This window comes from Sphingomonas sp. (assembly GCF_036388215.1).
Classification (GTDB): domain Bacteria; phylum Pseudomonadota; class Alphaproteobacteria; order Sphingomonadales; family Sphingomonadaceae; genus Sphingomonas.
The window spans coordinates 1-18,601 of sequence record NZ_DASVSH010000009.1 but is presented as its reverse complement, the minus strand read 5'-3'; the positions used below and the strand labels follow the sequence as shown (position 1 = coordinate 18,601).

The window sequence follows — 18,601 nt, the reverse complement described above, 5'->3', positions numbered from 1 at the left end:
TCTGCTTGCAACTTATCTGGCTGTCAACTAGGTAGTGATTCGCAACCTAGTTGCAACCGGACATCCCCAGGAGGACCTGATCATGAACCGTTTTTATGCCGTCGCGGCAGCAGCCGCGGCTACGCTGGCGCTCACCCCCGCGGCCGGCGCCCAGAACACGGGCCGCGGCTATTACGCCGCCACTCCCACCGCCGCGCCCTCCAAGGGGAATATCGTGACTCGTTCGACCGTATGGAAATGCGGCGACGGTGTCTGCGTCGCCGGCAAGGCCACAGCACGCGACAACATTATCTGTGAGCTGGTCGTGCGTGAAGTCGGCACGCTGACTGCTTTCCGCGCCAACGGCGCCCAGTTCGACGCCGACGCGCTCGCAAAGTGCAACACCAAGGCGCGCTGATCGTCAAAAAGCATTGCATTGCAACAGCACAGGACCCCAATTAGGTCCTGTGCTGCGGCAATATGAACTGGTTGATCGGGTTCTTTCCTACGATCCGGATGCCGACGAGGCGCTGCTCAACCGCGCCTATGTGTTTTCGGTCAATGCGCATGGCAGCCAGAAGCGCGCATCGGGCGACCCCTATTTCAGCCATCCGATCGAAGTCGCCGGCATCCTGACCGAGCTGCACCTCGACGACGAGACGATCGCCACGGCGATCCTCCACGACACGATCGAGGATACCGTTGCCACGCCGGAGGAAATCCAGCGGCTGTTCGGCGAGAACATCGCCCGCATGGTGGATGGCGTCACCAAGCTTTCCAAGATCGAGGCGCAGACCGACACCGAACGCGCGGCCGAGAATTTGCGCAAGTTCCTGCTGGCGATGTCGGACGATATCCGTGTGCTGCTTGTCAAGCTGGCCGACCGGCTGCACAACATGCGCACGCTCCACCACATCAAATCGGCGGAAAAGCGCAAGCGGATCGCGCGTGAGACCATGGACATCTATGCCCCGCTCGCCGAGCGGATCGGCATGTACGAGTTCATGAAGGAGATGCAGAGCCTCGCCTTCAGGGAGCTCGAGCCCGAGGCATATGAATCGATCACCAAGCGGCTGGAATCGCTCAAGACCGAGGGCGAGGACCGCATCGTCAAGATCGCCTCGGGCCTGAAATTGCTGCTGGGCCGCAACGGGATCGAGGCCGAAGTGACGGGGCGCGAGAAGCATCCCTTTTCGATCTGGAAAAAGATGTCCGAGCGGCACGTGAGCCTCGAGCAGCTTTCCGACATCATGGCATTCCGCGCGACGGTGGCGAACGAAGAGGAATGCTACCGCGCGCTGGGCGTGATCCACCGGCGCTGGCCGATGGTGCCGGGGCGGTTCAAGGATTACATCTCGACTCCAAAGCGCAATGGCTATCGCTCGCTGCACACCAGCGTGATCCATGCCGAAAACATGCGCGTGGAAATCCAGATTCGCACCGGGGACATGCACGCCCAGGCCGAATATGGCCTCGCGGCGCATTGGGCCTACAAGCAGGACGCCGTCCGGCCGGATACCCAGGTCAGCTGGATTCGCGACCTGATCGAAATCCTGGAGCATGCCGACAGTCCCGAGGAACTGCTCGAACATACCCGGATGGCGATGTATCAGGATCGCATCTTCGCCTTCTCACCGGCGGGCGAGCTGATCCAGCTGCCCAAGGGATCGACGCCGATCGATTTCGCCTATGCGGTCCATTCGAACATCGGCGACCAGGCGGTGGGCGCGAAGGTAAACGGCCAGGTCGTGCCGCTGCGCACTGCGATCCAGCAGGGCGATCAGGTGCAGATCCTCCGCTCCAAGGCGCAGGAGCCCCAGGCGAACTGGCTCAACTTCGCGATCACCGGCAAGGCGCGGGCCGCGATCCGCCGCCACATCCGCCACAAGGAGCGCGACGAGACCGTGCGGCTGGGGCGCAAGCTCTATGACGAGATCGTCTCCCGGCTGCCGACTCCCGTTGGCGAGAGCGCGCTCAAGGATGCGCTCAAGCGGCTCAAGCTGCCCGATCAGGGGGCGCTGATGGAAGCGATCGCCCGGCGCAAGCTGACCGACGCGCAGGTGATGGAAGCGGTGATGCCGGGATCGGCCACCGGCGACGAGCAGGAGCATCCCCCCCAGCAGCATGCGATCGAGATCAAGGGGCTCACCCCGGGAGTCGCCTTCAACTTTGCCGAGGATTGCCGGCCCATCCCGGGCGACCGCATCGTCGGCTTGCGGCGCGCCGGCCAGCCGATCGAAGTCCATGCGATCGAATGCGCGCATCTGGCCGATAGCGACGAGGAGGATTGGATCGATCTGACCTGGGGCGACAAGGCGGAGGGCGGAGTCGCCCGGATCGCCGTAACGCTCAAGAACGAGCCCGGCGCGCTCGGGGCGATCGCGACGCTGATCGGCCAGCACAAGGCCAATATCCTGGGCATCCGCATGGATAATCGCGACACGACCTTCCACACCAACGCGATCGAGCTCGAGGTACGCAACGCGGCGCATTTGATGCGGCTGCTCGCGGCACTGCGCGCGGCTGACGTGGTGAGCTCGGCGGAGCGGGCCTGAACTTTCTCAGCGCGGGAGGAGGCACGCATGCGGGGGTGCATGGGCGAAGTCGCTTTATCGCTTGACTACTCTGTAATGCAGAGTAAGTAACTCTGCCATTCAGAGTACCGAAGGACGGCGAGCATGAAAAGGTTGATGACGATAGCACTGGCGCTGGGCGCCCCGATCGCGGCGGCACCCACGGCGCTTATCGCCCAGACCGCACCGGCTCCCGCGGGCATCGCGGTGCGCGACAACGGTCTCGTCGCTACTTGGTATCCGCCCGCGAGCGGCAGGCGCGGACCGGTGATCCTCGTGCTCGGCGGCTCCGAAGGGGGCGAAGAGGGCAGCCAGCGGCTTGGCGCGGCGCTGGCGGGCCACGGCTATGGTGTCCTCGCGCTCGCTTATTTCCGCGCCGAGGGGCTCCCGCCGCAGCTCCAGGAGATCCCGCTCGAATATTTCGGCAAGGCAATCGATTGGCTGAAGGCGCAGCCCCTCGCCGACGCGGCCAGGATCGGGCTCCACGGCATTTCTAAAGGAGGCGAGGCCGCGCTGCTGCTCGCCTCGCATCGAAGCGAAATCAAGGCGGTGGTCGCGGCGGTGCCCAGTTCGGTGGTATGGCAGGGGATCAATTTCACCAATTACAGCGAAGTGAAATCGAGCTTCAGCCTTGCGGGAAAGCCGATGGCGTACGTGCCCTACGACACCAGCGCGGCCTTTACCGGCGTGCTCGACCTGTATCAGCGCAGCCTCAAACTCGCCGAGCGCTATCCCGAGGCCGCGATCCCGGTCGAGCGCATTGCCGGCGCGGTGCTGCTCCTCTCCGCCGCCGGAGATTCGCTATGGCCGTCGACGCAGATGTCTGCCCGAGTGATGCAGCGGCTCGAAGCCAATCATTTCCGTCATCCGCACCGTCACATCGCCTATCCCGACGCGGGGCATGGCGCGATGCTCCCCGCCAGCGTGTGGAACCGCAATTCGAGCATGGACAGCATGGGCGGCACCGAGGCGGGCAACGCCGCCGCGCAGGCCGATGCCTGGAGCGAGACCCTGGCTTTCTTCGACAAGGCGCTGGGAGGTCCCGCGCGATGACGGTCGAACAGCGGGATGCGGCCGATGCGCTTGCCGCAGTGGCTCGCACGCGGCGGCGCTCTATCGAACTCAGCGGCTATGCGCATGCCGGCAATATCGTGCTCGCATGGGGTCTGGTCTGGCTGATCTGCAATCTGGCGGTGCATTTCGTGCCACGGGGCGGAGCGAACAGCTGGGCGGTCGGAATCGCCGCCGCGACGCTCTACAGCATTCTCCATGGCAGTTCCCACCGCGGCAAAGGGCCGCGGCTCGGCTGGCGCGTGACCGCGACGGTGGCGACCGGCTTCGTCTTCATGGTGCTGCTCGCGCTGATCGCGGGGCTCGACGACCCGCGCCAGACCAACGCGCTGATCTCGCTGTTCATCGCGGCCAATTATGCGGCGATGGGCATCTGGACCGGCCTGCGCTTCACTTGGGCGGGCCTGGTGATTGCATTGGTCGTCACGCTTGCCTGGTTCTTCGATCGCGGCAATTTCTATCTGTGGATGGGCCTCGCCGGCGGCGGCGCGCTCATCACCAGCGGGATATGGTTGCGGCGGGCATGAGCGAAGGTCCCGACGAAGTCGTCCACCAGACGACACGACTGCGCATCCTCGCCGCGCTCGATGCGGAGCCGGACGACAAGCCGCTCGATTTCGCGCGCCTAAAGGGCGTTACCGAGGCGACCGACGGCAATCTCGGCGCGCATCTCGCGACGTTGGAAAAAGCGGGATATGTCGCTGTCGAGAAGGAGGCGGTGGGCAAGCGATTCCGCACGCTGGTTACGATCACCGATGCGGGTCGCGCGGCATTCCTCGCGCACCTGGCCTTCCTAAAGGCGATCGTGGGAGGGCGCTGAGCCGCGCCTCGACGCATGGCGGCAACATCGCTAAGACGCGCGCCCATGCAAAGGCCCAAGCTTTCCGTCGTCATCCCCTGCTACAATGAAGAGGCCTGCCTCGAGATGCTGCACGCGCGCGTCTCGGCCGCCGCGGAAGCCGCGGTGGGCAAGGATTACGAGATCGTGCTGATCAACGATGGTTCGCGCGACGCGAGCTGGCAAGTGATGCAGCGCCTGTCGCTCACCGATCCGCGCCTCGTCGCGATCAATCTGTCGCGCAATCACGGGCACCAGCTCGCGCTCACCGCGGGGCTCGATCTGTGCGCGGGCGACCAGATCCTGGTGATCGACGCCGATCTGCAGGACCCGCCCGAACTGCTCACCGACATGCGCGCCGCGATGAAATCGCAGGGCGCGGACGTCGTCTATGCGGTGCGCCGCAAGCGCGACGGCGAGGGCATCTTCAAAAAGGCGACCGCGGCCATCTTCTATCGGATGCTCGATCGGATCACCGACACGCCGATACCGCTCGACACCGGCGATTTCCGGCTGATGAGCCGACGCGCGCTCGATGCGTTCCTCTCGCTGCCCGAGCAGGCGCGCTTCATTCGCGGGATGGTCGCCTGGGTCGGATTCCGCCAAGTGCCCTTTCCCTATGATCGGCAGGAGCGTCATGCCGGCGACACTAAATATCCGCTGTCGAAAATGATGCGGCTCGCCTTCGACGCGGTCACGGGCTTTTCCACCGCGCCCCTGCGCTTCGCCAGCCATGCCGGCCTGGTGCTCACCGGCGCTTCGGTGCTGCTGGTGCTGTATATCCTGACCGGCTGGATGTTCGGCCACGCCATTGCCGGCTGGACTTCGCTGATGCTGGTGGTCGTGGTGCTGGGCGCGGTGCAGATGTTCGTGCTCGGAATGATCGGCGAATATCTGGGCCGGCTGTATATCGAATCGAAGCGCCGGCCGCTCTATCTGGTCGCCGACGTTACCGGCCCCGTGCTGGGCCATGCCTCGCTCGGCTATCGGTTCGAGGATTCGGGCGAAGTCAGCGTTTCCCCGGTCACGCCGCGTCAGGATTTGGGTGAGGCGAGCACGATCAGCGACAACCCGGGGGGCAAGGGCACGCGCCCGACCAAGTGACGCTCCAGCGCGAAGATCTTCTCGAAAACGCTGTTTAGCAGCTTGGGCGGCGGCGAATCGTCGCTGTCATCCTTGCCCATCAATTTGCCCGCGAAGCGCGCCGCGACCGCGACCGGGAAGAGCAGCGAATTGAACCAGCCCATCTTGCGATGCGCGAGGCCCGCCGCATCGAGCGCGGCAGCCAGCGTCTTTTTCGAATAGCGCCGCTTGTGGTGGTTCACGACATCGTGCGCGCTCCACATCCATTGGTGCGCGGGCACGGTAATCAGGATCTGCCCGCCGGGCTTGAGAGCCGTGGCGATCGCCTTGAGCGCGGCCACATCGCCCTCGACATGCTCGATCACGTCGAGCACCGCGACCAGATCGTAGCTGCCGGGCTCGACGCCATCGAGCTCGGGAAGCGGCGATGAGCCGACTTTCTTGCCGAGGCGTTCGCTGGCCTTGGCGGCGGCGGTCTCGTCGATCTCGATCGCGTCGATCTCTCCGAAACGGCCAAGCATCGGCAGGTTGTGCCCGGTGCCGCAGCCGATCTCGAGAATGCGCGCGCCTGTCGGCAGTCCGCCCCAGCGCTTGAGGAAGTCCGATAGGATCTCGCGGCGTGCGCGATACCACCAATGCGTAGTGTCGTGCGCGGCCATGCGATCGTAGACGACGCGGTCCATCAGCTATTCGCCATTACTTGAAAACCCAGAGGCGGTTGAGCGCGAAGGTGACGAGCGGCGTGACGAACACGATCGGGATCAGCGGCCACCACCAGTCGCCGTCGAGCATCGAATCCTCGGTCAGCACCCAGACGAACAGGCTGTTGAGCCCCAGGCTGACCAGACTGACCGCGAAGAAGCGGCTGCCGGTCTTGGCAAGGTTGCCGCGCTCGCCATGCCCCCGAAAGCTCCAGCGGCTGTGCATCACATAGCCCGACAGCATCGCGACCAGATAGCCCGCGAGATTGGCGACGAATGGCGTGGTGACTTCGTATTTGGCGAGCGGAGAATAAACGGCCGCATATATGCCCGTGGCGATGCCGCCGCTGATGCCGAAGCGCACGAGCTGGCCGAGCACGCCCGGCCCCCATTTCGCTTCCAGCCGTTCAAGTAACGCAGTCACAATCGCTTGCCCCAGAACCGGGGCTCGCCCTAATGCGGGGAGAGAGGCGAGGGAAGCTATTTTGAAGTCCGGACTTATCGGCGGTTTCCGCCTCGACGAAGAACTCAGCCGTAACTGGTGGCGCTGGATGCTGGTCTTCTGGGCCTGTGTCGCGGCGTGGTTCCTCGTCCAGCGCCAGGGCAACATCCATTGGCTCGCGCTGGGCGACACCGACGACAATATGCGGCTGATGCAAGTGCGCGGGCTGCTGGCCGGGCAAGGCTGGTACGATCTGCGGCAATACCGGCTCGATCCGGTGATGGGCGGGTTCGACATCCATTGGTCGCGGCTGCCCGATCTGCCGATCGCGGCGCTGATCCTGGCGCTCAAGCCGTTCCTCGGGGTGGCACAGGCCGAGCGCTGGGCGTGCGGAATCGCACCATTGCTGCCGCTGGCGATAACGATGGCGGGCCTCGCGCTCACTGTGCGCAGGCTGATCGCGCCCTATGCCTGGCCGCTCGCGCTGGTAATCCTGCTGGGCTGCACATCGACGATGACGATGTATGCGCCGATGCGGATCGATCATCATGGCTGGCAGCTTGCCGCGCTGGCGATGACGGTGGCGGGCCTCGCCGATCCACGCCGGGCGCGCGGAGGCGCGACCGTCGGCATCTCGAGCGCCATCTCGCTCACCATCGGGCTCGAGATGCTGCCTTATTGCGCTATGGCCGGCGCGATCGTCGCGCTGCGCTGGATCTGGGAAGCTGCGGAGGCGCGGCGGATGATGGTCTATGGGCTGACGCTCGCCGGCGGATCGGGGCTGGGCTTCGCGCTGTTCGCCTCGAATGCGAACCAGGCGATGCGCTGCGATGCGCTGACCCCGGTGTGGCTTTCGGTGATGGTCGCGGCGGGGGCGCTGCTGTTCCTGATCGGCCGGCTGAATCCGTCCAGTCGCCTGATCCGCTTCGTACTGGGCGCGGCGGCGGGGGCCGCGATCGTCGCCGGGTTCGTCTATTTCTTCCCGCAATGCCTGGGCCGCCCCGAGCAGGTGTCCGACGAGCTGGCCAATACCTGGCTCAACAATGTCCGCGAGGCGCGGCCGATCTACAAGCACTCGCTCAAGACCGCTTTCCCGCTCGCCACGCTGCCGATCATCGGGATCATCGGCGCAGCGGTCGCCACCTGGCGCGCGCGCGGCACGGAGGCGGTGGTCGGCTGGGCGGCGATCGCATTGTTCACGGCGTTTGCCGGGGCGATGCTGCTCTGGCAGGTCCGCGCGGGTCCAGCGGCGCAAATGCTGAGCGTGCCGGGCGCGTGCGCGCTCGCCTGGATCGTGGTGCCCTGGTTCCTGGGCCGCAGCTCGATGCTGGTGCGCGTGCTCGGATCAGTGACTGCCTTCCTCATCGTGTCGGGACTCTTCGCGGGCTTCATCCTTCCGTGGCTGCCGAGCGGATCGAAGCCGGGAGCGCCCGACAAGGTCGGTCAGGCCAATGCCGCCTGCGCGCGCTTCTCCACGCTGCGCCCGCTCGATTCGATCCCGCGCGCGACGATGTTCAGCCATGTCGACATGGGGCCGCGCCTGATCACCATCACCCATCACAATGGCGTAGCCGGCCCCTATCACCGCAACGGCCGCGCTATCCTGGATGTGCACAAGGCCTTCACGGGCAAGCCCGAAGCCTTCCGTGCGATCGCAGCGGCGCATGGCGCGCAATATCTATTGGTCTGTCCGGACATGTCCGAAACGACGCTGTATCGCGCGCGCGCGCCGAGCGGTTTCTATGCGCAGCTCGTCAAAGCGCAGGTGCCGAACTGGCTGACCCCGGTGGCGCTCGCCCCCAATTCGCCCTTCAAGCTCTGGAAGATCGATTACGGGATCAGTGCCCCGACGCCGCAGCCCCCGCGACCAGAGACGCCCTGATCCCATCGATCACGAATTGAGTCGCGAGCGCACCCAGCAGCACGCCGAGCAATCGCGAGATCACGGCTTCGATCTTGGCGCCGACCAGCCGCATCAGCGGTCCCGCGGTGAGCAACGCCAGCAAGGTCAGCGCGAGGATCGCGGCCATGGCGGCGAGCACCGCCCCCGAGCGCTCGATACCGTCATTCTGCGACATCAGCAGCATCACCGATGCGATCGAGCCCGGGCCGGCGATCATCGGCATCGCCATGGGGAAGATCGAGATGTCTGGCGCTTCGCTTGCCTTTACCTTCTCAGCCCGATCCTCGCGCCGCTCGGTGCGCTTCTCGAACACCATCTCCAGCGCGATCAGGAACAGCATGATTCCGCCCGCGATCTTAAAGGCGTTGAGGCTGATGCCGAGCGCGCGGAGCAGGGCTTCGCCGAAAAGGGCGAAGCCGATCAGGATCAAGCCCGCTACGAGCACCGCGCGCACCGCCATCACGCGGCGGTGCATGGGGGTGGTGCCCGCGGTCAGCCCTGCAAAGATCGGCGCGCAACCGGGCGGATCGATCACTACAAAAAACGTGATGAAGCTGGAGACGAAGAGCTCGATCATTTAGCCGGCGCAGCTACTTCGTCGTGGATGACGCGATCGAGGCTTCGACCGTTCCACAACCATGCATCAAACGTGCGTGCACCATCTTTCCCAACCGTCCATTCCCACAGCAAGGTTCCATCGCTGGACTTGCCCTTGGTCGGCCCCGCCCAGTCGGTCATCGTGGCGAAATGGGGATTTGCGCTGCGCTGGAAGCGGCACGACGCCTGGCGGATTTTGGGCCGTTCGGGCAGCGGGCGCGGCTTTTCCAGCCCGTCGCCATGATCGAGGCTCCATTTCCATCCGCCATCGGCCTGCTTGAGCCATATAGTAGTGAAATAGCCGCTTGCCTTGGGCCGAACCCAGGGACCGGTATTGACCGCGGCGGTCCCGTCGCATGCCACATAGCTAGCCGCCGGCCACCATTGCACCGCGATCGGCGGGTTCTTCTCGGGCAGCGAGGTTTTCGCCTTTGTCGGCTCGGGAAAGAACATGATCGCGTCATCGGTCATGAATTCGCGAAAGGCCGTCCATTGCCCCCTGGCCTGCGCCGCACGGGCGAAGGCGCGTTCGGCCTCGATCGGACCGGTGTCAGGGTCGGCCGTAAGCAGCAGCAGGAACATCGGCATCAGATCGCTCCCTTCTCAAGCGGCACCCGGGCATTGCGGTGCGCCGCTACCAGCGTGTTACGAAGAAGCACCGCGATGGTCATCGGCCCGACACCTCCGGGAACCGGCGTGACCGCGCCGGCGACCGTCATCGCGCCTTCGAAATCCACATCGCCGACAAGCCGACCATCGATGCGATTTATCCCGACATCGATCACCACGACGCCGGGCTTCAGCCACTCGCCTTTTACGAAATGCGGGATGCCCACGGCGGCGACGACGATATCGGCGTGGCGCAAATGGCGCGGGAGATCGCGGGTGCGCGAATGCGCCACCGTCACAGTGCAGTTCGCCTTGGTCAGAAGCGCGGCCATAGGCTTGCCGACGATGTTCGAACGTCCGATCACGACGGCTTCGAGGCCCGACAAGTCGCCCAGCCGATCCTGAAGCAGCATCAGGCAGCCCAGCGGCGTGCAGGGGACAAAGCCATGCAGCCCGGTGGCGAGCCGGCCGGCATTGACCGGGTGGAAGCCATCGACATCCTTGTCGGGGCTGATCCGAGTGAGCACGACCTGTTCGTTTATGTGCTTCGGTAATGGTAGCTGGACCAGGATACCGTCCACTGCCGGGTCGGCGTTGAGCGCATCGATCAGAGCGATGAGATCGTCCTGGCTGGTGTCGGCCGGCAGGCGATTCTCGAAGCTTTGCATTCCAGCCTCCCGCGTCGCCTTGCCCTTCGAGCGGACATAGACTGCGGAGGCCGGGTCTTCTCCCACCAGTACCACCGCCAGCCCCGGCGCCCGGCCCGCCTGCGGAGTAAACGCCGCCACACGCTTTGCCACGCGCCTGCGCAAATCGGCGGCGAATGCTTTCCCGTCGATGATCTCAGCCGTCATGGTGCTCGCACCTTCGCCGCGGCGCTTCAATAGCCTGAGCTGGCAAGCTGGGCGATCAGCGTGTTGAGTACATAATTGTTGAGGATATAAAGGATCAGCAGCACGACGATCGGCGAGAGATCGAGAGCTCCGAAATCGGGCATGATCCGCCGCACCGGATTGTAGATCGGCCGGGTGATCCGCTCGAGCGCGTTCCAGATCGTCCGCACGAACTCATTATACGTGTTGATAACGTTGAATCCGATCAGCCAAGACATGATCGCGTGCGCGATGATGATCCAGGAAATGACGGTCAGCAGCAGCTGCAGGATTTGCAGGAGCATGATCAGGAAGGCCATGGGTTCACTCTCTGGAAAGCCGGTTTGGGCCTGGATACAGGAAAGACCGCCAGGCTAACAAGCTCAGGCGTGGACCAGCGTGCCCGAACCCTGGCGCGTGAAGATTTCGAGCAGCATCGCATGGGGGATGCGCCCGTCCAGGATGACCGCGGCGTCCACTCCTGCCTCGACCGCGGCGACGCAGGTCTCGACCTTGGGAATCATGCCCCCCGAAATCGTGCCGTCGGCCTTGAGCCCGGCGATCCCCGCGGGATCGAGATCGGTGAGCAATGCGCCCGATTTATCGAGCACGCCCGCCACATCGGTAAGCAGGAAGAAGCGCGCCGCGCCGCATGCGCCCGCGATTGCCCCCGCCATCGTGTCCGCATTGATGTTATACGTATGCCCGTCCGCGCCCAGCGCGATCGGGGCGATCACCGGGATCACCTTTTCCCGCGCCAGGCTGGCGAGGATCGAGGGATCGACTGCAACCGGCTCGCCGACGAAGCCCAGATCGACATGGCGCTCGATGCCCTGGAGGGGATCGGCCTCACCGCGCTCTACCTTGCGCGCCGTCACCAGCCCGGCATCCTTGCCGGAGATGCCCACGGCGCGTCCGCCGGCCTGGCCGATCCAGCCGACGATTTCCTTGTTGATGCTGCCGGCGAGCACCATTTCGGCGATCCGCGCGGTCTCCGCGTCCGTGACGCGAAGCCCGCCGACGAATTGCGATTCGACTCCCAGCCGCTTGAGCATCGCGCCGATCTGCGGCCCGCCGCCGTGGACGACGATCGGATTGATGCCCACGGCCTGGAGGAGGACGACATCCTCCGCGAAATCCCGCGCGAGCTCCGGATCGCCCATCGCGTGCCCGCCATATTTCACCACGAAGGTCTTGCCCGCGTAGCGCTGCAGATAAGGCAGCGCTTCGGTCAGCGTTTCGGCCTTGGCGAGCAGCGCCGGATCGGGTGCGTTTCCAGTCATTGCGGCCCCTTAGGCCCGCTTACGCCCGGCGTCCATCGAGCGCGCGGCCGATGGCCACGAAGAGATATATGAGCAGCGGCACCAGGAGGATCGACAGTACCACTTTGGCGATCATCTGGCCGACCAGCAGCTCGCCGATCGGGAAGACCCCGTAAAAGGCGACGGTCACGAAGATCAGCGTATCGGTGATCTGGCTCAGCACGCTGGCGATGGCCGAGCGAAGCCACAGCAGCCCGCCGCCGCTGCGCTTCAGCGCGCTGAAGATCGTGACGTTCAATATCTGCGAGATGCCATAAGCGACGATGCCGCCCAGCCAGATGCGCCAGGTCGCCCCGAGGATATATTGGACCGCCGCCAATCCTTCGGGCTGCATCCCGGAAGCGGCCGGAAGCGAATGCACAAGCCAGGACAAGACCACCGAGGTCAGCAAGGGCACGAACCCCCACAAAACCAGTTTCTTGGCCGTGTCGGGTCCATGCAGCTCGGCCACCGCGCTGGATACGGCGACGAGCAGCAGGAAAGCGAAGATGCCGGCCTCCACCGCAAGCGGGCCGGTGCCCACCCAATTCCCGATCTCGGAAAGCGGCCCGAGCGAGACTTGTTTGTTGCCGAGCACGCCGGCGATGCAGACCATGCCGCCATAAAAGATCGAAAGGGCGAAAAGCGAGCGCTGGAGCGCGAGAGGGTTTGTTGCCATCGCGCCAAGCTAACGGCAATTTGGCTTTTCGCTAGTCCCCGCGATTTCGCCGTGTATGTTCACCGGCTTAGCTTGTGCTTTCGGGGGAATGGCAGTTGAATCAGTTTCCGATCGGCATCTTCGGGATCATGGCGATCCTCGCCATCGCTTTCCTGCTTTCCAGCAACCGGCGCGGGATCCGCATCCGCGTGGTCGGCGCGGCGTTCCTGCTCCAGGCGACCATAGCCGTCATCGTGCTGCGCACCAGCTGGGGGGTCGCGGCGATCCAGAGCCTGTCGAACGGCGTGACCGCCTTGCTCGGCTATGCGGGCGCCGGGACCGCCTTCCTGTTCGGTCCGCTCGCCAAGCCCGAGCTGGGCGGCAACAGCTTCGCCATCGCGGCGCTGCCGGTGATCATCTTCTTCGCGGCCCTGGTCTCGATCCTCTATCATCTGGGCATCATGCAGTTCCTGATCCGCTGGATCGGGGGCGCGATCGAAAAGGTCGTGGGAGTGTCGAAGGTCGAATCGCTTTGCTCCGCCGCCAATATCTTCGTGGGGCAGAGCGAATCGCCGCTGGTGATCCGCCCGTATCTGGCGCGGCTGACCCCGTCGCAGCTCTTTGCCGTGATGACGGTGGGCATGGCCGGCGTCGCGGGGACGATCCTCGCCGCCTATGCCAGCCTGCTCGGGCCGCAGGCGCTTCCCTATCTGCTCGCGGCCTCGTTCATGGCAGCCCCCGGCGGGCTGCTGATGGCCAAAATGATGATGCCCGACGAGATCGCTCTCAAGGAAGGCGAGCTGCCGCTGGAAGATGCCGGCCCAGCCGAGGACCAGGTGATCAGGGTGGTCGAGGAGGAAGTCGAGGAAGAGCGCGCCGCCAATCTAATCATGGCCGCCGCCAGCGGCGCATCGACCGGCGTGAAGATCGCAGTCGCGGTCGGCGCGATGGTGCTGGCCTTCGTTGCTTTGGTCGCGCTCGCCAACGGGCTGCTGGGCGGGCTGGGCAATTGGGTCGTGGCGCATTCGGCTGTGTTCGGAAGCAGCTTCCAGGCCTGGGCCCAGACGTATCTCACTGATCTGAGCTTCCAGAAGATCATCGGGGCCGTATTCGCACCGGTGATGTTCCTGCTTGGCATTTCGTGGAGCGAAGCGGTTTCCGCGGGCGGGCTTTTCGGCACCAAGCTGGTGCTCAACGAGTTCGTGGCGTTCATCGATCTGGGGACGATGAAGGACCTTGCCCCACGCACCGTGGCGATCATCACCTTTGCGCTATGCGGCTTCGCCAATTTCAGCTCGATCGCAATCCAGATGGCCGCGACGGGCAGCCTTGCCCCCAACCAGCGGCCGATGATCGCGAAGCTGGGCATCCGTGCGCTGATAGCGGGGAGCCTGGCCAATCTGATGTCGGCGGCGCTGGCGGGACTTTTGCTTCCCTGACGCGCTGCTGATTACTGCGGAAAGGCCGAGCGGCGCTGCAGCCTGGATTTGAGATCGCCCAGGCTGATCCGCTCCGCGGCCGCCAGCTTGTCTTCGGCGTCGATCACCTTGGCGATATGTCCCAGCGTCTGATCGATATGGTCGAGGTCCTGCAGCGAGGCGGCGTGCCGCATCAGAAGGCTGGGCTCGTTGGCGACGATCGATCCGATAGCGTCAAGTCGGCGGCGCACGAACTCGAGCTCCTCGGCCAGGCGCTGATCGAGGAGGTTGCGTGAGCGCTGCGGCGCGGCCGGCGGGGGCTTGAAGAGCGGGCGGCGCTCCCCTGCCTGACCGCTGCGGATCGCGGCTTGGATTCGATCGGCCTCTAGCTGGTGATCCGAAGGCTGATGTTGCGACATCGCTATTATGTTTCTCGGCGAAATTTCACTCGGGAGAGCATAGCGGCCGCTGGTTAACGATCAGTCCACAACTAATCTGGGTAAGGGTCGGCGCGGCCCGGATCGCGGCTTTCCGCAGCGCAGCTTACCGAGTGGGAACCGGCTCCGCGCCCGAATAATCATAGAAGCCGCGCCTGGTCTTGCGGCCATACCAGCCAGCCTCGACATATTTAACGAGGAGGGGCGCGGGGCGGAATTTGGGGTCACCGGTGCCTTCGAAGAGCACTCGGGTGATTTCCAGGCAGGTGTCGAGCCCGATAAAGTCGGCGAGGGCGAACGGGCCCATCGGGTGATTTAGGCCGAGCTGGCACGCGGCGTCGATATCGGGGATGGTCGCGACGCCCTCACCCAAGGCGAAGCAAGCTTCGTTGAGCATCGGCATCAGCACGCGATTGACGATGAACCCGGGCGCGTCGTTGGCGTGGACGATGCGCTTGTTAAGCGACTGGCCGAACGCTTCGACCGCGGCCACAGTGGCGTCCGACGTGGCGAGCCCGCGGATCAGTTCGATCAGGCCCATGACGGGGACCGGATTGAAGAAATGGACGCCCATGAAGCGGCTGGGATCGGGCGCGGCCTGGGCCAGCCGCGTGATCGGGATCGAGGAGGTGTTGCTGGCGAGGATCGCAGTGTCGCTCAGCACCTTGCCGACGGTCTCGAAGATCTGGCGCTTGACGGCCTCGCGCTCGGTCGCCGCTTCGATGACGAGGTCGCAGGGGGCGAAGGCATCGGTGCCGCCGACGCATTCGATGTTGCCAAGAGCCTTGTCGGCATCGGCCTGGCCGATCTTTTCCTTCTCGACCGCGCGGGCGAGTTGCCTGGCGATCCCCACCTTTCCAGCCTCGGCACGGGCTTGGTCCATATCGGACAGCAGCACGCGGTACCCCGCCTGCGCCGAGACCTGCGCGATCCCCGCCCCCATCTGCCCAGCACCGATCACGCCTATCGTCTTCATCGCGACTCTCCTGTCGCGCCCGCCACTACCCCCGCGCGCGGCTTTCGGCTAGGGAAGCCCGATGCTGACATTGCTGCTCGCCCTCGCCGCGCTCGTGCCTCCCCAGGAGAAGATTTTCGACGATTGGGCAGTCGCGTGCGACAATATTCGTCGCTGCGAGGCGACGGCGCTTCAGGCCCCCGAGCAATTCGGCGACCGGCCGACTCAATTGCTTCTGACGCGCGAGCCGGGTCCCGCCGGAGCGCTCAGCATCGCGATCGACCCTGCCGAGCCGGTCAAGGGGCCGGCGGCCTTGTTCGTCGATGGCGAACGGGCGGCGACGGGAACGATCGGCGCGAACTTCCGCATCGGTGGCGCGGCGGCGGAAGAGCTTGCGCGCGCGATGGCGAGGGGCAAATCGCTTGAACTGCGCAGCGGCCGCCGCGTGCTCGCGAGAATCTCGCTCGCGGGTTCGGCGGCGATGCTGCGCTATGTGGATGCCGAGCAGGGGCGCGCGGGCACAGTGACGGCGCTGGTCGCGATCGGGTCGCGGCCGGCCTCTGAAGTGCCGGATGCTGCTTCCGCGCCGCGCGTGGCGGCTTTGCGCCCCGCCTCCGGAGCGCCCGAAACTCCGACTCGCGCAGTGCTGGCCGAACTGGCGCGGCTGGGCGAATGCGATCTTACGTCGGTTTCGACCGATCTGCCGGTCGAGCGCTACCGGCTCGACGCAAAGACCACACTGGTGCTGATCCCGTGCGGGACCGGCGCGTATAATTTCAACAGCGCCGCTTTCATCCTGCGCGGGGGCAAGCGCGTGCCCGCCGAGTTCGATACCCCGCCGGACTGGATCGAAAGCGACAATCCCGCGATCCTGACCAATGCCGCCTTCTCCACGAGCGACGGCGCGGTGCTCGGCAGCTTTTCCAAGGGGCGGGGGCTTGGCGATTGCGGCAGCTCGCAAAGCTGGGTGTGGGACGGCAGCCGCTTCCGCATGATCGAAGCGCGCGTGCTCGGCGAATGCCGCGGCTCGATCAACTGGCTGACGGTGTTTCGCGCCACGCCGGATTGGCGCTGAACCCGAAAGGTTACTAAAGGTTAGACCAAGAACGGCTTCGCGCGCCGCGAATGTTCCCAAAGTTCGCACTGGCCATGGGCTTTTCCGGACCGACGATTTCAAAGAGCGGACAACATTGCCGACCGGCTCAGCCAAGCAGGCGAAATCCTACATTGCAAGACTCATGGCGCACGCCGCAGCGGCTTGGCTTCGCAGAGGATCAGCGCGAACCAGTCCTGGGGATCGGACCATTCGCGAACCGGCGTCCATCCCCCGGCGCGGAGCAGCATTCGGGCGCCATTGGGACCATATTTGTGGCTGTTCTCGGTGTGGATCGTATCGGCCGCCATCATCGCGAAAGGGCGGCCGTCGACGGTGAACTCGACATCGCCTTGCGCTTCAAGATGCATTTCGATCCGGGCTGCGTCGGCGTTCCAGATCGCCCGGTGGCGGAAAGCCGCCACCGGGATCGTGCCGCTCAGCTCGCGGTTGATCCGTTCGAGCAGGTTGAGGTTGAATGCGGCGGTGACGCCCTGCGCGTCGTCATAAGCGGGAATCAGCACGTCGGGCGATTTGACTCGGTCCATGCCGATCAGCAGCCGCGCCCCCTCTCCCAGCCATTCGCGCATCGCGCGGAGCAAGTCGACTGCGTGATAGGCATTCATGTTGCCCACGGTGGAGCCGGGGAAGAAGCCGAGCTTGGGCAGGCTCGCCACTTCCCCCGGCAACGGCAATGGGCGGAGGAAATCGGCTTCGACCGGATAGACCGGGAGGCTCGGAAAGTCCGCGGAGAGCGCCCGCGCCGATTGGCGGAGGAAATCGCCCGAGATGTCGATCGGAACATAAGCCGCGGGTCGGATCGCGCGCAGGAGGATCGGCGTCTTGGCCGACGAGCCCGAGCCGAACTCGACCACCGCCGCATTGCGCGCCGCCAGCGCGCCGAGCTCGGGACCGATGCTTTCGAGCAACGCCGCCTCGGTGCGGGTCGGGTAATATTCGGGCAGCGCGGTGATCGCTTCGAACAGCTCCGATCCGCGCCGATCGTAGAACCAGCGTGCGGGAATCGCGCGCGGAGTGGCGGCCAGGCCGGCCAGCACGTCGGCGCGGAAATTGGGGTCGGCGAGGCTTGCCTGGCCGTCTTCGGGCTCCTGCTTCAGCACTATGCGATCCCCTTTTTCGTCGTCCCCGCGAACGCGGGGATCCCGCTTCTTCTGCTCTGAACCCTAGAAGGAAGAAGCGGGGCCCCCGCTTTCGCGGGGGTGACGGCAATATTTGGGCGCGTGTTCGTCACCATCACAAATCCCTCGCCAATCGCACGCCGGTGAATTGCCAGCGCTGATGCGGATAGAAGAAGTTGCGGTAGCTCGCCCGCATATGGCCGCGCGGGGTGGCGCAACTGCCGCCGCGCAGGATCGACTGCCCGCTCATGAACTTGCCGTTATATTCGCCGACCGCGCCCTCCGCCGCCTTGAAGCCGGGATAGGGAAGATAGGCGCTGCGGGTCCATTCCCAGACATCGCCGAAAAAGGCCGGGCCGCCAGCCGAAGGACGCGGCTCGACCGGGCCGGCCCGGTCAAGCTGGTTGCCCCCGCCGGGATCATGCGCGGCGGCCGCTGCCTCCCATTCGAATTCGGTGGGCAGCCGCGCCCCGGCCCAACTCGCATAGGCATCGGCTTCGTAGAAGCTGACATGGGTGACCGGGGCGGCGGGATCGACGGGCCGGCGGCCGTCCAAGCCGAAGCGCGTCCATGCGCCCTTTTCCATCCGCCAATATAAGGGGGCTTCGATATGGTTTTCCTGCACCCAGGCCCAGCCATCGGAAAGCCAATGGCGGGAATCACGATAGCCGCCATCGGCGGTGAAGGCCGCCCATTCGCCATTGGTGACGGTGCGATCCGCCAAGGCATGCGCCGCGAGAAGGGCCTGATGACGCGGCCCTTCGCAATCGAAGGCGAAAGACGAAGCCGCGTCCGCATGGCCGATTTCGACCAGGCCCGCCTGACCCTCGATCCAGCCTATCGACCCAGGCATCGCGACGGGCACCTTGGGCGCGCCCTCCCACAATGCAGGCTCGAGCGGATTCACTGAGAAATGGTGGAGGATATCCGTG

General features: G+C 65.0%; 21 protein-coding genes. 9 read left to right on the top strand and 12 right to left on the bottom strand.

What is annotated here, in order from left to right:
* Positions 1 to 82: 82 nt before the first annotated feature.
* From VF617_RS03215 to VF617_RS03190, 6 genes are all read left to right on the top strand, one after another.
* A complete protein-coding gene (locus VF617_RS03215) occupies positions 83 to 397 on the top strand; it encodes a CC_3452 family protein (protein ID WP_331013419.1) in 315 nt (104 codons plus the stop codon).
* A 49-nt stretch (positions 398 to 446) separates the two neighbouring features.
* Entirely contained in the window at positions 447 to 2,534 is a 2,088-nt protein-coding gene (locus tag VF617_RS03210; RefSeq protein ID WP_331013418.1) for a bifunctional (p)ppGpp synthetase/guanosine-3',5'-bis(diphosphate) 3'-pyrophosphohydrolase, read from the top strand.
* 135 nt (positions 2,535 to 2,669) lie between these two features.
* Entirely contained in the window at positions 2,670 to 3,605 is a 936-nt protein-coding gene (locus VF617_RS03205) for an acyl-CoA thioester hydrolase/BAAT C-terminal domain-containing protein (RefSeq protein ID WP_331013417.1), read from the top strand.
* Positions 3,602 to 4,150, top strand: coding sequence for a hypothetical protein (locus VF617_RS03200; RefSeq protein WP_331013416.1), 549 nt, complete (start codon positions 3,602 to 3,604; stop codon positions 4,148 to 4,150). Before VF617_RS03205 ends, VF617_RS03200 begins: the two co-directional genes overlap by 4 nt.
* Complete coding sequence (locus tag VF617_RS03195) at positions 4,147 to 4,443, top strand: transcriptional regulator (RefSeq protein ID WP_331013415.1); 297 nt, start codon at positions 4,147 to 4,149, stop codon at positions 4,441 to 4,443. Before VF617_RS03200 ends, VF617_RS03195 begins: the two co-directional genes overlap by 4 nt.
* Before the next feature lie 45 nt (positions 4,444 to 4,488).
* Positions 4,489 to 5,565 carry a glycosyltransferase family 2 protein gene (locus tag VF617_RS03190; protein ID WP_331013414.1) on the top strand — a complete coding sequence of 359 codons (1,077 nt, stop codon included), beginning with the start codon at positions 4,489 to 4,491 and terminating at the stop codon, positions 5,563 to 5,565.
* Here VF617_RS03190 and VF617_RS03185 read toward each other — a convergent pair.
* Both VF617_RS03185 and VF617_RS03180 read right to left on the bottom strand, forming a co-directional pair.
* On the bottom strand, positions 5,496 to 6,227 hold the full coding sequence (locus tag VF617_RS03185) for a class I SAM-dependent methyltransferase (RefSeq protein ID WP_331013413.1): 732 nt from the start codon (positions 6,225 to 6,227) through the stop codon (positions 5,496 to 5,498). The two genes, VF617_RS03190 and VF617_RS03185, sit on opposite strands and share 70 nt — an antisense overlap.
* 13 nt (positions 6,228 to 6,240) lie before the next feature.
* Positions 6,241 to 6,669: a GtrA family protein gene (locus VF617_RS03180; RefSeq protein ID WP_331013412.1), complete on the bottom strand. Its 429-nt coding sequence runs from the start codon at positions 6,667 to 6,669 to the stop codon at positions 6,241 to 6,243.
* A 127-nt stretch (positions 6,670 to 6,796) separates the two neighbouring features.
* On the opposite strand from VF617_RS03180, the gene VF617_RS03175 reads away from it, so the two are divergent.
* Positions 6,797 to 8,569, top strand: coding sequence for an AcrB/AcrD/AcrF family protein (locus tag VF617_RS03175; protein ID WP_331013461.1), 1,773 nt, complete (start codon positions 6,797 to 6,799; stop codon positions 8,567 to 8,569).
* Here the strand turns inward: VF617_RS03175 and VF617_RS03170 are convergent.
* The 6 genes from VF617_RS03170 to VF617_RS03145 form a co-directional block, all read right to left on the bottom strand.
* On the bottom strand, positions 8,526 to 9,167 hold the full coding sequence (locus tag VF617_RS03170) for a MarC family protein (RefSeq protein WP_331013411.1): 642 nt from the start codon (positions 9,165 to 9,167) through the stop codon (positions 8,526 to 8,528). The genes VF617_RS03175 and VF617_RS03170 overlap by 44 nt on opposite strands.
* Positions 9,164 to 9,775 carry a hypothetical protein gene (locus VF617_RS03165; RefSeq protein WP_331013410.1) on the bottom strand — a complete coding sequence of 204 codons (612 nt, stop codon included), beginning with the start codon at positions 9,773 to 9,775 and terminating at the stop codon, positions 9,164 to 9,166. Before VF617_RS03165 ends, VF617_RS03170 begins: the two co-directional genes overlap by 4 nt.
* The gene (gene folD / locus VF617_RS03160; RefSeq protein WP_331013409.1) at positions 9,775 to 10,650 is read right to left on the bottom strand and encodes a bifunctional methylenetetrahydrofolate dehydrogenase/methenyltetrahydrofolate cyclohydrolase FolD; all 876 of its coding nucleotides are present in this window, start codon (positions 10,648 to 10,650) and stop codon (positions 9,775 to 9,777) included. Before folD ends, VF617_RS03165 begins: the two co-directional genes overlap by 1 nt.
* A gap of 26 nt (positions 10,651 to 10,676) precedes the next feature.
* Positions 10,677 to 10,988 (bottom strand): YggT family protein, encoded by a 312-nt coding sequence (locus VF617_RS03155; protein ID WP_331013408.1) that lies wholly within the window; start codon positions 10,986 to 10,988, stop codon positions 10,677 to 10,679.
* Positions 10,989 to 11,051: 63 nt separating this feature from the next.
* Positions 11,052 to 11,951: an acetylglutamate kinase gene (gene argB, locus VF617_RS03150; RefSeq protein ID WP_331013407.1), complete on the bottom strand. Its 900-nt coding sequence runs from the start codon at positions 11,949 to 11,951 to the stop codon at positions 11,052 to 11,054.
* Between the two features lie 19 nt (positions 11,952 to 11,970).
* Positions 11,971 to 12,648, bottom strand: a complete 678-nt coding sequence (locus VF617_RS03145; RefSeq protein WP_331013406.1) for a queuosine precursor transporter — start codon at positions 12,646 to 12,648, stop codon at positions 11,971 to 11,973.
* Between the two features lie 95 nt (positions 12,649 to 12,743).
* On the opposite strand from VF617_RS03145, the gene VF617_RS03140 reads away from it, so the two are divergent.
* Positions 12,744 to 14,066 (top strand): NupC/NupG family nucleoside CNT transporter, encoded by a 1,323-nt coding sequence (locus VF617_RS03140; RefSeq protein WP_331013405.1) that lies wholly within the window; start codon positions 12,744 to 12,746, stop codon positions 14,064 to 14,066.
* Between the two features lie 11 nt (positions 14,067 to 14,077).
* On the opposite strand, the gene VF617_RS03135 is transcribed toward VF617_RS03140, so the two are convergent.
* Complete coding sequence (locus VF617_RS03135) at positions 14,078 to 14,464, bottom strand: hypothetical protein (protein ID WP_331013404.1); 387 nt, start codon at positions 14,462 to 14,464, stop codon at positions 14,078 to 14,080.
* Between the two features lie 124 nt (positions 14,465 to 14,588).
* Positions 14,589 to 15,458: a 3-hydroxyacyl-CoA dehydrogenase NAD-binding domain-containing protein gene (locus tag VF617_RS03130; protein ID WP_331013403.1), complete on the bottom strand. Its 870-nt coding sequence runs from the start codon at positions 15,456 to 15,458 to the stop codon at positions 14,589 to 14,591.
* A gap of 61 nt (positions 15,459 to 15,519) precedes the next feature.
* Here VF617_RS03130 and VF617_RS03125 point away from each other — a divergent pair, with 61 nt between their 5' ends.
* Positions 15,520 to 16,512, top strand: coding sequence for a DUF1176 domain-containing protein (locus tag VF617_RS03125; RefSeq protein ID WP_331013402.1), 993 nt, complete (start codon positions 15,520 to 15,522; stop codon positions 16,510 to 16,512).
* Between the two features lie 161 nt (positions 16,513 to 16,673).
* On the opposite strand, the gene egtD is transcribed toward VF617_RS03125, so the two are convergent.
* Together egtD and egtB are read right to left on the bottom strand one after the other, a co-directional pair.
* Complete coding sequence (gene egtD / locus VF617_RS03120; protein ID WP_331013401.1) at positions 16,674 to 17,651, bottom strand: L-histidine N(alpha)-methyltransferase; 978 nt, start codon at positions 17,649 to 17,651, stop codon at positions 16,674 to 16,676.
* A gap of 133 nt (positions 17,652 to 17,784) precedes the next feature.
* On the bottom strand, positions 17,785 to 18,601 hold an 817-nt coding region (gene egtB, locus VF617_RS03115), incomplete at its 5' end, for an ergothioneine biosynthesis protein EgtB (RefSeq protein ID WP_331013400.1).